This is a genomic window from Piscinibacter gummiphilus (assembly GCF_032681285.1).
GTDB lineage: Bacteria > Pseudomonadota > Gammaproteobacteria > Burkholderiales > Burkholderiaceae_C > Rhizobacter > Rhizobacter gummiphilus_A.
The window spans coordinates 2,604,619-2,618,276 of sequence record NZ_CP136336.1 but is presented as its reverse complement, the minus strand read 5'-3'; the positions used below and the strand labels follow the sequence as shown (position 1 = coordinate 2,618,276).

Annotated in this window: 12 protein-coding genes; 9 read left to right on the top strand and 3 right to left on the bottom strand. The window is 66.2% G+C overall.

The annotated features are described in order from the left end of the window. Window positions 1-9 precede the first annotated feature (9 nt). Window positions 10-297: a DUF4936 family protein gene (locus tag RXV79_RS12310; protein ID WP_316703703.1), complete on the top strand. Its 288-nt coding sequence runs from the start codon at window positions 10-12 to the stop codon at window positions 295-297. Further along, a complete protein-coding gene (locus tag RXV79_RS12305; RefSeq protein WP_316703702.1) occupies window positions 288-1,244 on the top strand; it encodes an NRDE family protein in 957 nt (318 codons plus the stop codon). The genes RXV79_RS12310 and RXV79_RS12305 overlap by 10 nt, the downstream gene beginning before the upstream one ends. Here the strand turns inward: RXV79_RS12305 and RXV79_RS12300 are convergent, their stop codons facing one another. Continuing rightward, the gene (locus RXV79_RS12300) at window positions 1,245-2,108 is read right to left on the bottom strand and encodes a YbgC/FadM family acyl-CoA thioesterase (RefSeq protein ID WP_316703701.1); all 864 of its coding nucleotides are present in this window, start codon (window positions 2,106-2,108) and stop codon (window positions 1,245-1,247) included. Then, window positions 2,105-3,016: an alpha/beta hydrolase gene (locus RXV79_RS12295; RefSeq protein ID WP_316703700.1), complete on the bottom strand. Its 912-nt coding sequence runs from the start codon at window positions 3,014-3,016 to the stop codon at window positions 2,105-2,107. The genes RXV79_RS12300 and RXV79_RS12295 overlap by 4 nt, the downstream gene beginning before the upstream one ends. 116 nt (window positions 3,017-3,132) lie before the next feature. Between RXV79_RS12295 and RXV79_RS12290 the strand changes: the two genes are divergently transcribed. Further along, window positions 3,133-4,281, top strand: a complete 1,149-nt coding sequence (locus RXV79_RS12290) for an iron-containing alcohol dehydrogenase (RefSeq protein WP_316703699.1) — start codon at window positions 3,133-3,135, stop codon at window positions 4,279-4,281. Between the two features lie 86 nt (window positions 4,282-4,367). Here the strand turns inward: RXV79_RS12290 and aceA are convergent, their stop codons facing one another. Next, window positions 4,368-5,684: an isocitrate lyase gene (aceA, locus tag RXV79_RS12285; protein ID WP_316703698.1), complete on the bottom strand. Its 1,317-nt coding sequence runs from the start codon at window positions 5,682-5,684 to the stop codon at window positions 4,368-4,370. Window positions 5,685-6,092: 408 nt separating this feature from the next. Here aceA and RXV79_RS12280 point away from each other — a divergent pair, with 408 nt between their 5' ends. The 6 genes from RXV79_RS12280 to RXV79_RS12255 all read left to right on the top strand — a co-directional run bounded on the left by RXV79_RS12280 (window position 6,093) and on the right by RXV79_RS12255 (window position 13,646). Next, a complete protein-coding gene (locus RXV79_RS12280) occupies window positions 6,093-7,397 on the top strand; it encodes an omega-aminotransferase AptA (RefSeq protein WP_316703697.1) in 1,305 nt (434 codons plus the stop codon). Between the two features lie 10 nt (window positions 7,398-7,407). Continuing rightward, window positions 7,408-8,700, top strand: coding sequence for an NAD(P)/FAD-dependent oxidoreductase (locus RXV79_RS12275; RefSeq protein ID WP_316703695.1), 1,293 nt, complete (start codon window positions 7,408-7,410; stop codon window positions 8,698-8,700). A gap of 124 nt (window positions 8,701-8,824) precedes the next feature. Then, window positions 8,825-9,616 (top strand): gamma-glutamyl-gamma-aminobutyrate hydrolase family protein, encoded by a 792-nt coding sequence (locus RXV79_RS12270; protein WP_316703694.1) that lies wholly within the window; start codon window positions 8,825-8,827, stop codon window positions 9,614-9,616. Between the two features lie 63 nt (window positions 9,617-9,679). Continuing rightward, window positions 9,680-11,047 carry a glutamine synthetase family protein gene (locus tag RXV79_RS12265; RefSeq protein ID WP_296719223.1) on the top strand — a complete coding sequence of 456 codons (1,368 nt, stop codon included), beginning with the start codon at window positions 9,680-9,682 and terminating at the stop codon, window positions 11,045-11,047. A gap of 10 nt (window positions 11,048-11,057) precedes the next feature. After that, window positions 11,058-12,434: an aspartate aminotransferase family protein gene (locus RXV79_RS12260; protein ID WP_316703693.1), complete on the top strand. Its 1,377-nt coding sequence runs from the start codon at window positions 11,058-11,060 to the stop codon at window positions 12,432-12,434. A 132-nt stretch (window positions 12,435-12,566) separates the two neighbouring features. Then, window positions 12,567-13,646, top strand: coding sequence for a polyamine ABC transporter substrate-binding protein (locus RXV79_RS12255; RefSeq protein WP_316704098.1), 1,080 nt, complete (start codon window positions 12,567-12,569; stop codon window positions 13,644-13,646). Window positions 13,647-13,658: the final 12 nt, after the last annotated feature.

The following is a 13,658-nucleotide window of genomic DNA, read 5'->3' as shown; positions in this document are numbered from 1 at the left end:
AGGCGGATCGTGCGCGAGTTGTTCATCTACTATCGAGCGACACAAGAGAACGCCAGCGTCTTGCACGCCCAGGTGTCGCGCATGCAGACCGAGTTGCGCGCACGCCACCCCGGTTTGCAAGCCCGGCTGCTGCGCCGCCCACAAGCGGCAGATGGACTGCACACCTGGATGGAAACCTACTCCTCCCCTGACGGCATCGACAGCGCACTGCAAGGTGCGATCGAAAGCGCCGCCCTGGCCCTCGCGCCCTGGATCGAAGGCCCACGCCACACCGAGGAGTTCGACGCATGTGCCTAGTCGCCATCGCGCTCGACCAATCGCGGCGCTTCCCGCTCGTGATCGCGGCAAACCGCGATGAGTTTTTCCAACGCCCGGCCGCACGCCTGGCGTGGTGGTCGCCCGGCGCAGGCCAGCCCGACATCCTCGGGGGCCGCGACCTCGAAGCCGGCGGCACCTGGCTCGGCCTCACGGCCAAGGGCCGGCTCGCCCTCATCACCAACGTGCGCGACCCGGCCAATCGCGACCCGAATGCACCGTCGCGCGGCAGCATCGTCACCCGCTGGCTCAACGGCGACCTGAGCGCCGACCGCTTCTGGATGCACACGGCGCTGTCGGGCTACAACGGCTTCAACCTCGTGGCGGCCGACTTCCGCCGCGGCGAGTGTTTCTTCGCCTCGAGCCAGGACTCCAATCCAATGCGGCTGGAGCGCGGGCTCTACGGCTTGTCGAACGCATCGCTTGACACCCCCTGGCCCAAGGTCACGCAGCTCAAGGAGCGGGTGCGCGAGTCCGTCGATGGCGCCGAGTCGCTCGACATGCTCGCCGTGGAGTTGTTCGACGCGATGAACGACCGCACCCCCGCGCCCGATGAGCAGCTGCCCATGACCGGCGTGCCGCACGAACTGGAGAAAGCGCTGTCGCCGGCCTTCATCCGCACGCCCGATGGCGCCTACGGCACCCGCAGCACCACGCTCGTCATCACCGAGCGCGTCAACAAGCGCCTCGTCACGCACGTGCTGGAGCGCACCTACAGCCCGACCGGCGGCATGGCGCTCCTGCGCCGCTCGTCGCTCAAGGACTGGCCGCCGCGCTACACCGAAGAGGCCTCGGAGGTGCCCGCGGCGCAGGGCGTGGTGACCGAAAGCGAAGAGACGACGGCCGAGCCGGCCCGCAAGACCCGTGTGCGCAGCCTGCTCAAGCCGGAAGGCTCGCGGCGGCGCCGGGCGCCAGCGCCGAGCGTCTGATCAGAGGGTCCGCACCATTTCGATGTGCGGAATCCCGACCTCTTCAAACATCGCCCCGCGCGTGACGAAGCCTGCCCGCGTGTAGAAGGCCGCGGCCGACATCTGCGCATGCAGCACCGCTTCGCGGTAGCCCTGTTCGCGGGCAGCTTTCATCAGCGCTTCCAGCACCGACTGGCCGACGCCGCTGCCCCGCATCGTCTGTGACACCGCCATGCGGCCGATCTTGGCGACGCCCGGCACATGCTCCAGCAGACGCCCGGTGGCCAGCGGCTGGCCGAACCGGTTGTAGGCCACGGCGTGCACGCAGCCCGGGTCGGGGTCCGCCTCGTCCCACTCCATGTCTTTCGGGATGCCCTGCTCTTCGATGAAGACGGCGGTGCGGATCTGGCGTGCGTCCTTGCCCAGCTCGCTCCAGCCTCCCACCCGCACATCGACCATCGCCTTGCCGGCTTCGAAGCCTTGCAGCACTTCACGCAGCTCCTGCGGCACCGGCTTGGAGGTCTGCGTGGCCGGGTCGGCAAACACATAGACCAGCTCGCCCGTGACGAGCGCCTGGTCGTTGCGGAAGACTGCGCACTGGAAGATCAGCGACGAATTGCCGATGCGCGCGCAACGCACGCCGACGTCGAGCACGTCGTCATAGCGCGCCGAGCCCATGTACTCGAGGGTCGACTTGCGCACGAAGAGATCACCGCCCAGGTACTCCATGGTCTCGGTGTAGGGCATCGCCAGTGCGCGCCAGTAGCTGCCCACGGCCGTGTCGAAGTACATCAGGTAGTGGCCGTTGAAGACGATCTTCTGCATGTCGACCTCGGCCCAGCGCACACGCAGGCGTTCGGCAAAGCGGAACTCGTTTCTTTTCATGGTGCTAGCGCTTTCTTGAGAGCCAGGGCGGCGGCGTCGAGTGCGGCGATCGCCTCGGGCAGCGCCCGCCCCATTTTGATGAAGTCGTGCGTCACGCCGCGGTAGAGCTCGAGCTCGACCGGCACGCCCGCGGCACGCAGCTTGTCGGCGTAGGCGATGCCTTCGTCGACCAGCGGGTCGCACTCGGCAAGGATGATGCAGGCCGGCGCCACGCCTTCGGCATCGTCGGCGTTGAGCGGCGCGAAGCGCCAGTCGTCGCGGTGGGCGCGGTCGATGTAGTGGTTGAAGAACCAGGCGATGCCCTCGCCTTCGAGCAGGAAGCCGCTTTCGAACTGCTCGTGCGAGGCGGTGTCTTGATGCGCGGTGGTGCCGGGGGTGATGAGCAGCTGCAGGGCGAGTGGCAGGCCAATGTCGCGGGCATGCAGGGCCGACACGGCGGCGAGCGTGCCACCGGCGCTGTCGCCGCCCACGGCGAGGCGGGTGCCGTCGAGCCCGAGCGTGGCGCCGTGTCGCGCCAGCCAGGTCATGGCCGACCAGCTGTCTTCCACCGCAACGGGGAAACGGTGTTCGGGCGCGAGCCGGTAATGCAGCGCCACCACCGCGACGCCGCTGCGCAGCACGAGCTGGCGGCACAGGCTGTCATGCGTTTCGAGGTTGCCGATGGTGAAGCCGCCCCCGTGCGTGTAGAGCATCACGGGCAACACGGCGCTGGAGGGCGCATACAGGCGCGCGGCGAGCGGGGTGCCATCGGCTGCGGGGATGGTGATGTCTTCGACACGCGCGAGCGGCGCGCGCGGCAGGTCGAGCACTTCCGAGCGCAACGTGTAGGCCTTTCGCGCCTCGCGCACCGGCAGCGAATAGAGAGGCGGCACGCCGGCGCGGTGAATGCGCTCGAGCAGGCTGCGCATGGAGGGGGTCAGGAGATGGCGACTCACGCGTGAGCTTTATGGGATGACCCGATGGAGCCGGGCGGAGGGCCAGAGCATACTGGCCGCTCCCCTCCTCTCGCGTCAGCAGTTCCAACATGGCCTTCATCTACTACCTGACCCAGATCCAGCTCGACTTCGGCACCGTGAGCCTGCTGCCGCAGGAGTGCGAACGCACCGGCATGAAGAAGCCCCTGGTCGTCACCGACCCCGGCATCCGCGCGGCCGGCGTGCTCGACAAGGCCCTGGCTGCGCTCGGCAAGGTTTCGCATGCGGTGTTCGACCAGACGCCGTTCAACCCCACCGAAGCGGCGGTGCGTGCGGCCGTCGAGATCTACAAGCGCGAAGGCTGCGATGGCCTCATCGCGGTCGGCGGCGGGTCGAGCATCGATCTCGCGAAGGGCGTTGCCATCGCCGCCACGCACCCCGGCCCGCTGAAGACCTACGCCACCATCGAAGGCGGCAGTCCCAAGATCACCGAGGCCGTCGCCCCCGTGATCGCCGTGCCCACCACGGCCGGCACCGGCAGCGAAGTCGCACGAGGCGCCATCGTGATCGTCGACGACGGCCGCAAGCTCGGCTTCCACAGCTGGCACCTGCTGCCCAAGACCGCGATCTGCGACCCCGAACTGACGATGGGCCTGCCCCCGCTGCTCACCGCCGCCACCGGCATGGACGCCATCGCCCACTGCATGGAAACCTTCATGGCCCCGGCCGTGAACCCACCCGCCGACGGGATCTCGCTCGACGGCCTGGAGCGCGGATGGAAGCACATCGTGCGTGCGACTGAAAACGGCGCCGACCGCGAGGCCCGCTGGAACATGATGAGCGCCAGCATGCAAGGCGCGATGGCCTTCCAGAAAGGTCTCGGCGCGGTGCATTCGCTCAGCCACAGCCTGGGCGGAGCCAACCCGAAGCTGCATCACGGCACGCTCAACGCGATGTTCCTGCCCGAGGTGGTGAAGTTCAACGCGGCGGCCGGGTCGATCCAGAAGGAGCAGCGGCTGCAACGCATGGCGCACGCCATCGGCATCGGCTCGTGCGACTCGAAGGGCACGGAGCTGGCCGAAGCGCTGCGCGATCTGAACCGCCGGCTGGGCCTGCCGTCCGGCCTGCGCGCGATGGGTGTCGGCGAAGACCTCTTCGACCGCATCATCGAAGGCGCGATGAAGGATCACTGCCACAAGACCAACCCGCGCGTGGCCACGGAGGGCGAGTACCGCGAGATCATCGCCGCGTCGATGTAGCCCAAGAAAAAAGCCCGAGAGCCAAAAGACTCTCGGGCCTCAACCCACTACATCAACAGCTCATCGAAGAGCTGAGTTGAAGAAGATCAGTGGAACTGCTCTTCTTCCGTCGAGCCGGTCAGCGCCTTGACCGAGGACGAACCGCCCTGGATCACGGTGGTCACGTCGTCGAAGTAACCGGCGCCCACTTCCTGCTGGTGCGACACGAAGGTGTAGCCGCGCTCGCGAGCTGCGAATTCGGGCTCCTGCACCATTTCCGTGTAGTGCTTCATGCCTTCGCCGCGGGCATAGGCGTGGGCGAACTGGAACGTGTTGTACCAGTTGATGTGGATGCCAGCCAGGGTGATGAACTGGTACTTGTAGCCCAGGTCCGACAGCTTCTGCTGGAACTCGGCGATGGCCTTGTCGTCGAGGTTCTTCTTCCAGTTGAACGACGGCGAGCAGTTGTACGACAGCAGCTTGCCCGGGCACTTGGCGTGCACGGCTTGGGCGAATTCACGGGCGAAGCCGATGTCCGGCGTGCCGGTTTCGCACCACACGAGGTCGGCGTACGGCGCGTAGGCAACACCGCGGCTGATGGCCTGCTCGAGGCCGTTCTTCACGCGGTAGAAGCCTTCTTGCGTGCGCTCGCCGGTCAGGAAGGGCTTGTCGTTGGCGTCGTGGTCGCTCGTGATCAGGTTCGCAGCTTCAGCGTCGGTGCGGGCCAGCACGATGGTCGGCACGCCCATGACGTCAGCGGCGAAGCGGGCAGCGATCAGCTTCTCGCAGGCTTCTTGCGTCGGCACGAGCACCTTGCCACCCATGTGGCCGCACTTCTTCACGGCGGCCAGCTGGTCTTCGAAGTGCACGCCGGCAGCGCCCGCGGCGATCATGTTCTTCATCAGTTCGAAGGCGTTCAGCACGCCGCCGAAGCCGGCTTCCGCGTCAGCCACGATGGGCAGGAAGTAGTCGATGAACTCCTTGTGGCCCGGGCCGATGCCGCGCGACCACTGGATCTCGTCGGCACGCTTGAAGGTGTTGTTGATGCGGCGAACCATGGTCGGCACCGAGTCGTAGGCGTACAGCGACTGGTCGGGGTACATGGTTTCCGAGGTGTTGCCGTCGGCGGCGACTTGCCAGCCCGACAGGTACACGGCCTCGAGGCCAGCCTTGGCCTGCTGCATGGCTTGGCCGGCGGTAATGGCGCCGAACGCGTTCACGTAGCCCTTCTTGGCGCTGCCATTGACCTTGTCCCACAGCACTTCAGCGCCGCGCTTGGCCAGCGTGTACTCAGGCTGCAGGCTGCCGCGCAGGCGCACGACGTCGGCGGCGGAATAGCCGCGCTTCACGCCCTTCCAGCGCGGGTTGGTGGCCCAATCCTTTTCAAGGGCGGCAATTTGTTGCTCACGGGTCTGACTGGTCATGACGAACTCCAGAGGTTGAGAGAAAACGAACGCGTCGGAAAACTGCAAGAAGGATAGCGGCGCAACGCGAGAAGGGGAAGACTTATGTCTTATATAAGACACGCCGTCGAAGTGAATTAAATCAACAAGTTAGCGCATTTGTTTCTGTATACGAAATCATTTCTTCCGATATGAGAGAAATTGCGGCGGCGCAACAACGCAGGCTCTCATATCGTGAAACGCCAATTCCTCGATGTGGAAAAGCGGCGACAACACTGATCGTGCTCAACGTGGAATCCTCGGCCCGCCTGACGGCACAACGCGGCAGTCGTACGATCACCCGACGATGGCTCGCCGCTCATTCGCAAACCCTCCGTTCCACGGCCATTTGATTCAACCCATAAATCACACCCTCTGAGGAGTGCAAAGATGAACGACCAGCTCGACGCCTACTGGATGCCCTTCACTGCCAACCGGCAGTTCAAGCAAGCACCGCGCCTCATCTCCCGCGCCGAAGGCATGCATTTCTGGACCCCCGAAGGCCGCAAGGTGCTCGACGGCGTGGCTGGCCTCTGGTGCGTAAACGCGGGGCATGCGCGGCCGAAGATCGTGGAGGCGATCCGCGCACAGGCCGCCGAAATGGACTTCGCCCCGCCCTTCAACATGGGCCACCCCAAGCAGTTCGAGTTGGCCGAGCGCCTGGTGAAGCTCACGCCGCCCGGCCTCAGCAAGGTCTTCTATACGAATTCGGGATCCGAGTCGGTCGACACCGCGCTCAAGATCGCCCTCGCCTACCACCGAGTGCGCGGCGAAGGGCAGCGCACCCGCCTCATCGGCCGCGAGCGCGGTTACCACGGGGTCAACTTCGGCGGCATCTCGGTGGGCGGCATGGTCGCCAACCGCAAGATGTTTGGCGCAATGCTCGCGGGCGTCGACCACATCCGCCACACGCACGACACCCGCAACCTCTTCACCCGCGGCCAGCCCGAGCACGGCGCCGACCTGGCCGACGACCTGGAGCGCCTCGTCGCGCTGCACGACGCCTCGACCATCGCCGCCGTGATCGTCGAGCCGGTCGCGGGCTCGACTGGCGTGCTGATCCCGCCCAAGGGCTACCTGGAGCGCCTGCGCGCCATCTGCGACAAGCACGGCATCCTCCTGATCTTCGACGAGGTCATCACCGGCTTCGGCCGACTCGGCTCGCCCTTCGCCGCCACGCATTTCGGCGTGACGCCCGACCTGATGACGGTTGCCAAGGGCCTGACCAACGGCTGCGTGCCGATGGGCGCCGTGTTCGCGAGCCAGAAGATCCACGACGCGTTCATGACCGGCCCGGAGCACCTGATCGAGTTCTTCCACGGCTACACCTACTCGGGCCACCCACTCGCCTGCGCCGCCGCACTCGGCACGCTCGACACCTACGCCGATGAAGGCCTGCTGACCCGTGGCGCGAAGATGGCCGCCACCTTCGAGAACGTAGTGCATTCGCTGCGCGACCACCCGAACGTGATCGACGTTCGCAACATCGGCCTCGTCGGCGGCATCGAACTCAAGCCGATCGACGGGCAGCCGGGCAAGCGCGCGTTCTCGGTCTTCCTCGACTGCTGGGAAAAGGGCGTGCTGATCCGCACCACCGGCGACACGATCGCCCTCTCGCCGCCGCTCATCATCGAAAACCAGCACATCGACCAGATCATCGGCACGATCTCCGATGCCTTGAAGCGCGCCGCCTGACGCTCTCGTGGTGGGTTTTCTCGCCACCGACCAGGCGCTGGCCCGCGATTCGTACTACGACGCGACGGCCGCGCGCCCGACGCCACAGCCCCCGCTGCAGGGCGATCTCGCGTGCGACGTGGCCATCGTCGGCGCCGGACTTGCGGGGCTGTCGGCCGCCATCGAGCTGGCCGACCGGGGTTACCGCGTGGCGGTGCTCGAAGCGCGCCAGGTGGGCACGGGTGCTTCGGGCCGCAACGGCGGCCAAGCCATCGCGGGGCTCGCCTGCGACCTGTCCACCATCGAAGCGCAGCTCGGCGACGCCGACGCCCGCATGGTGTGGAACACAACGCTCGAAGCACTGGACCTGATCGCGCAGCGCAGCGCCCGCTTCGGCATCGAGTGCGAGTGGCAGCCCGGCTATCTGAGTCTCGCCGTCAGTGCGCGCAAAGGGCGGGCCCTGCAGGACTGGCTCGAACAGATGCAGCGCCGCCACGGGTATGACACGACGTGGATCGCACCAGCCGAGATCTCCCGCTGGATCGACAGCCCGTGCTTTCACAGCGGTTATCACGACCCACGCTCCGGCCACCTGAATCCGCTCAAGTACACGCTGGGCCTGGCCCGCGCCGCGCGCGAGCTGGGCGTGCAGATCCATGAAGGCACACCCGTCACCGCCATCACGCCCGGCTCGACCGTGCGCCTGCACACACCGCACGGCGATGTGCACGCCGCGCACGTGCTGCTCGCCGGCAATGTCTACCTGCAGGGCCTCGCACCCGCCTTGGCCGACCGCATCATGCCGGTCGGTACCTACATCATTGCCTCCGAGCCGCTCGACCCCGCCCTGCTCCAGCGCCTCATCCCCAGCCGCTCGGCTGTTTGCGACACGAATTTCGTGCTCGACTACTTCCGCCCGACCGCCGACCACCGCATGCTCTATGGCGGCCGCGTGAGCTACAGCACCGCCACGCCGGCCAACCTGGCCGCCAGCATGCAGCGGCGCATGGCGCAGACCTTTCCGCAGCTCGCGAACGCACGCGTCGCCCATGCATGGGGCGGCTTCGTCGACATCACGATGAACCGTGCGCCCGATTTCGGGCGCCTGCACCCCAACGTGTACTACCTGCAAGGCTTCTCGGGACACGGCGTGGCCCTCACCGGGCTGGCAGGCAGGCTCGTCGCCGAAGCCATCGCGGGGCAAGCCGAGCGTTTCGATGTCTACGCGCGGCTCAAGCATCGCCCCTTCCCCGGAGGCCGCCTGCTGCGCACGCCCGCGCTCGTGCTCGGCATGGCGTACTACCGGCTGCGCGATCTGTTGTGACGAAGCCCATGCCGCGGGCATCTGGCTGTTGACTTCGCGCCGCAGCCGGGCAAACTGTTTGCAACCACATGGTCAACAGCAAGCCCAGTGCAAACCGGCCAAGAACCGGCATGCAGCAAGCCCAATGAGCGCCCTTCCCGCTTCCGCGCCAGCCCGCAAGCCTGCGGTCCTGGTTCCCGCCTGCAACCGCATGGTGGGCGAACATCCCTTCCACATCGCTGGCAAGAAATACATCGACGCGATCCGGCTCGCCGGCTGCCTGCCCTTGATCGTGCCCTTCGTTCAATCCGACGAGCTCGACGAGCTGCTCGACCATGCCGATGGCGTGCTGCTCACCGGCTCACCGTCGAACGTGCACCCCAGCCACTTCGGCGAAGACGTGTACGACCCGAGCCTCCCGCTCGACCAGGACCGCGACGCCTGGACGCTGCCGATGATCCCGCGCGCGCTGGCCCGGGGCATCCCGCTCTTCGCCATCTGCCGTGGTTTCCAGGAGGCCAACGTCGCGCTCGGCGGCAGCCTCTACCAGGCCGTGCAGGAAGTGCCCGGCCAGCGAGACCACCGCGGCATCACCGACAAGACACCCGAGGAGCAATACGACTTCGCGCACGAGGTGCTCGTCGAAGCCGGCGGCACGCTCGAGGCCGTCGTCGGCACACGCGAGTTCCAGGTCAACACCGCGCACGGCCAGGGCGTGAAACAACTCGCCCCCGGCCTGCGCGTCGAGGCTCGAGCGCCCGACGGGCTGGTCGAAGCCTTCTCGATGGCCAACGCGCCGGGCTTCAACCTCTGCGTGCAGTGGCACCCCGAGTGGAAGGCCGCCAGCAACCCCATCTCCGTTCGACTGTTCACCGCCTTCGGCGACGCCTGCCGCGCCTACCGCGACCGTCATCGGCAACCTGATCCGGATCGCTAGCTGTCTTGCTCCGGCCAGCGCCGGACCGCCGCTACACGATTCAACGACTACACAGGTGATCAGATGGTGGACAAGAACAACTTCAGCTTCAGCGACCTCGAACAGTGGCTCAACGACCGCCGCGTGACCGAGATCGAGTGCCTCGTGCCCGACCTCACCGGCGTGGCGCGCGGCAAGATCCTGCCGCGAGAGAAATTCACCGAAGACCGCGGCATGCGGCTGCCCGAGGCCATCGTGGCCATCGGCGTCACGGGTGAGTTCCCGGACGAAGGCCCGTACTACGACGTCATCCACGCGACCGACCGCGACATGCACCTGCGACCCGACCCGAGCACGGTGCGCATCGTGCCCTGGGCGGTGGACCCGACCGCACAGGTGATCCACGACTGCTTCGACCGCGACGGCAACATGATTCCCTACGCGCCGCGCTCGGTGCTGCGCCGCATCTGCGACCTCTACGCGGCCGAGGGCTGGAACCCGGTCGTGGCGCCCGAGCTCGAGTTCTACCTCGTCGAGCGCAACTCCGACCCCAACACCCCGCTGCGCCCGCCCAAGGGCCGCAGTGGCCGGGCCGAGACCTCGCGCCAGGCCTATTCCATCGACGCGGTGAACGAGTTCGACCCGCTGTTCGAAGACATCTACGCGTACTGCGAGCAGATGGAGCTCAACGTCGACACGCTGATCCATGAAGTGGGCGCCGGGCAGATGGAGATCAACTTCTTCCACGACCACCCGCTGGGCCTGGCCGATGAAGTGTTTTTCTTCAAGCGCACCATCCGCGAGACGGCGCTGCGCCACGAGATGTATGCCACCTTCATGGCCAAGCCGATGGCCAACGAGCCGGGCAGCGCGATGCACGTGCACCAGAGCGTGGTGCACTCCGGCAGCGGGCAGAACATCTTCAGCAACCCAGACGGCACGCCCAGCAAGGAGTTCTACTGGTACATCGGCGGCCTGCAGAAATACACGCCGGCGGCGATGGCGCTCTTCGCGCCCTACGTCAACTCGTATCGGCGGCTCGCCCGCTCGATGTCGGCGCCGATCAACATCCAGTGGGGCACCGACAACCGCACGGTCGGCATCCGCTCACCAGTGGCCACGCCCTCGGCGCGCCGCATCGAAAACCGCGTGATCGGCGCCGATGCCAACCCGTATGTGGCGCTGGCCGCCACGCTCGCCTGCGGCTACCTCGGCATGAAGAACCGCATCGAGCCCTCGCCCGAATGCAAGGGCGACGCCTATCTCTCCGAATACCAGTTGCCGCGTTCGCTTTCCGAAGCGCTCGGCTGGCTCAGCGACGAGAAAGACCTGCACGACGTGCTCGGCAAGGAGTTCATCACGGTCTATTCCGAGATCAAGGAGATCGAGCACGACGAGTTCATGAAGGTGATCTCGCCGTGGGAACGCGAACACCTGCTGCTGCACGTCTGAGGCACCGCCCATGAACACCAGAACCACCAAAGACTGGCAGGCCGCCGACGCCTCGCACCATCTCCACCCGTTCACCGACTTCAAGTCACTGGCCGGCAAGGGCTCGCGCATCATCACGCGCGCCGACAACATCTACCTCTGGGACAGCGAGGGCCACAAGCTCCTCGACGCGATGAGCGGCTTGTGGTGCGTGAACGTCGGCTACGGCCGCCGCGAGCTGATCGATGCCGCCACGAAGCAGCTCGAAACCCTGCCCTTCTACAACTCCTTCTTCCAGACCACCACGCCGCCCGCGATCGAGCTCGCAGAGCTCCTCGCACAGGTGACGCCGCCGCAGTTCAAGCATGTGTTCTTCAGCGGCTCGGGCTCCGAGGGCAACGACACCATCGTGCGCATGGTCCGCCGCTACTGGGACCTGAAGGGCCAGCCGGAGCGCAGCGTCATCATCAGCCGCCACAACGCGTACCACGGCTCCACGATGGCCGGTGCCTCACTGGGCGGCATGAGCGGCATGCACGAGCAAGGCGGCCTGCCCATCCCCGGCATCGTGCACATCGAGCAGCCGTTCTGGTACGAGAGCGACCGGAGACTCAGCCGCGACGAGTTCGGCCTGAAGGCGGCGCGGGCGCTGGAGCAGAAGATCCTGGAGATCGGTGCCGACAAGGTCGCCGCCTTCATCGGCGAGCCCGTGCAAGGCGCCGGGGGCGTGATCGTGCCGCCGGCCACCTACTGGCCCGAGATCCAGCGCATCTGTGACAGGCACGGCATCCTGCTCGTGTCCGACGAGGTCATCTGCGGCTTCGGCCGCACCGGCCAGTGGTTCGGCTGCGAGACCTTCGGCTACAGGCCCGACCTCATGACGTTCGCCAAGGGCGTGACCTCGGGCTACATCCCGCTCGGTGGCGTGATGGTCGGCGAGCGTGTGGCCAAGGTGCTCATCGAGGAAGGTGGCGAGTTCGCCCACGGCTACACCTACTCGGGCCACCCGGTGGCCTGCGCGGTGGGCATCGCCAACATCAAGCTCATCCAGCGCGAGGGCTTGGTCGAGCGTGTGCGCACCGAGATCGGGCCCTACCTCGCCGAGACGTTCGCCGCGCTCGCCGAGCACCCGCTCGTGGGCGAAGTGCAGACCTGCGGAATGATGGGCGCACTGCAGCTCGTGAAAGACAAGGCCTCGGGCGAGATGTTCGACGGCAAGCTCGAAGTGGGCATGGTCTGCCGCGCGCACTGCTTCGGCAACGGGCTCATCATGCGCGCCGTCGGTGACCGCATGATCGTCGCGCCGCCGCTCGTGATGACCAAGGCGCAGATCGACGAGATGGCCGTGCTGATCCGCAAGTGTCTTGATCTGACGCAACAGGAGTTGAAGCAGCGCGGCTGGTGGTGACAGAGTCCCAAACATGGCACGGGGTTTGCCTCTAGAGCCCCCTGTCGGCGCGCTGCCTAGACTCGCGCAGCGAAGAATCCCAACATCAAGGAGAGAGCGATGAAGCGATTGGCAGGTGTGGTGGGTGCAGTGATGGCGGCAACGGCCCTGATCTGGGGCACGGCCGCCAACGCACAGGAGGAAGAGAAGATCCTCAACATCTACAACTGGTCCGACTACATCGCCGAAGACACGCTTCGCAACTTCGAAAAAGAGACCGGCATCAAGGTCCGCTACGACAACTTCGACAACAACGAGATCGTCCACGCCAAGCTGGTGGCCGGCAAGACCGGCTACGACATCGTCGTGCCCTCTTCCCACTGGGCCAAGCTGCAGATCGACGGTGGCCTCTTGCGCAAGATCGACCGCAGCCTGATCCCCAACTACAAGAACCTCGACGCCGACGTGCAGGCGCAACTCGCCAAGCTCGACCCGGGCAACCAGTACATGGTCAACTGGCTGTGGGGCTACACCACGGTGGGCATCAACGTCGACAAGGTGAAGGCCGCCCTCGGCAGCACCCCGATGCCCGACAACGCCTGGGATCTCGTCTTCAAGCCCGAGTACATCAGCAAGCTCAAGAGCTGCGGCGTGTCATTCCTCGACTCGCCCACCGAAGTGGTGCCCGCCGCGCTCTACTACCTGGGCAAGCCCGCCTATAGCAAGAACACCGCCGACTATCAGGCCGCCGCCAACCTGCTCAAGACCATCCGCCCCTACGTGACGCTCTTCAGCTCGTCGGGCTACATCAACGACATGGCCAGTGGCTCGATCTGCCTGGCGCTCGGGTGGTCGGGCGACATCAACATCGCCCGCCAGCGCGCCATCGACGGCAAGACCGGCCAGAAGGTCGAAGCCCTGTTGCCCAAGACCGGCGGCCTGCTCTTCTTCGACGTGATGGTGATCCCGAACGACGCGGCCCACCCCGGCAACGCGCACAAGTTCATCAACTACATCTTGAAGCCCGAGGTGCATGCGTCGCTCACCAACAAGGTGTTCTACGCCAACCCCAACAAGGAATCGAAGAAGTTCATCAAGCCCGAGGTGGCCAACAACCCGACGGTGTTCCCGCCCGAGTCCGAGATGAAGAAGATGTCGGCGCCCGACGCGATCGCCAACGATCTGCGGCGCCTGATGACGCGCACCTACACCTCGTTCAAGACCGGCCTCTGATTCCTTCGGAGG

Excerpts from the sequence above, each read along its gene's own strand:
- RXV79_RS12260 (WP_316703693.1), top strand. The coding sequence starts at position 11,058 with ATGAACACCAGAACCACCAAAGACTGGCAGGCCGCCGACGCCTCGCAC.
- RXV79_RS12295 (WP_316703700.1), bottom strand. The coding sequence starts at position 3,016 with ATGCGCAGCCTGCTCGAGCGCATTCACCGCGCCGGCGTGCCGCCTCTC.
- RXV79_RS12280 (WP_316703697.1), top strand. The coding sequence starts at position 6,093 with ATGAACGACCAGCTCGACGCCTACTGGATGCCCTTCACTGCCAACCGG.
- RXV79_RS12270 (WP_316703694.1), top strand. The coding sequence starts at position 8,825 with ATGAGCGCCCTTCCCGCTTCCGCGCCAGCCCGCAAGCCTGCGGTCCTG.
- RXV79_RS12265 (WP_296719223.1), top strand. The coding sequence starts at position 9,680 with ATGGTGGACAAGAACAACTTCAGCTTCAGCGACCTCGAACAGTGGCTC.
- RXV79_RS12300 (WP_316703701.1), bottom strand. The coding sequence starts at position 2,108 with ATGAAAAGAAACGAGTTCCGCTTTGCCGAACGCCTGCGTGTGCGCTGG.
- aceA (WP_316703698.1), bottom strand. The coding sequence starts at position 5,684 with ATGACCAGTCAGACCCGTGAGCAACAAATTGCCGCCCTTGAAAAGGAT.
- RXV79_RS12290 (WP_316703699.1), top strand. The coding sequence starts at position 3,133 with ATGGCCTTCATCTACTACCTGACCCAGATCCAGCTCGACTTCGGCACC.
- RXV79_RS12305 (WP_316703702.1), top strand. The coding sequence starts at position 288 with ATGTGCCTAGTCGCCATCGCGCTCGACCAATCGCGGCGCTTCCCGCTC.
- RXV79_RS12255 (WP_316704098.1), top strand. The coding sequence starts at position 12,567 with ATGGCGGCAACGGCCCTGATCTGGGGCACGGCCGCCAACGCACAGGAG.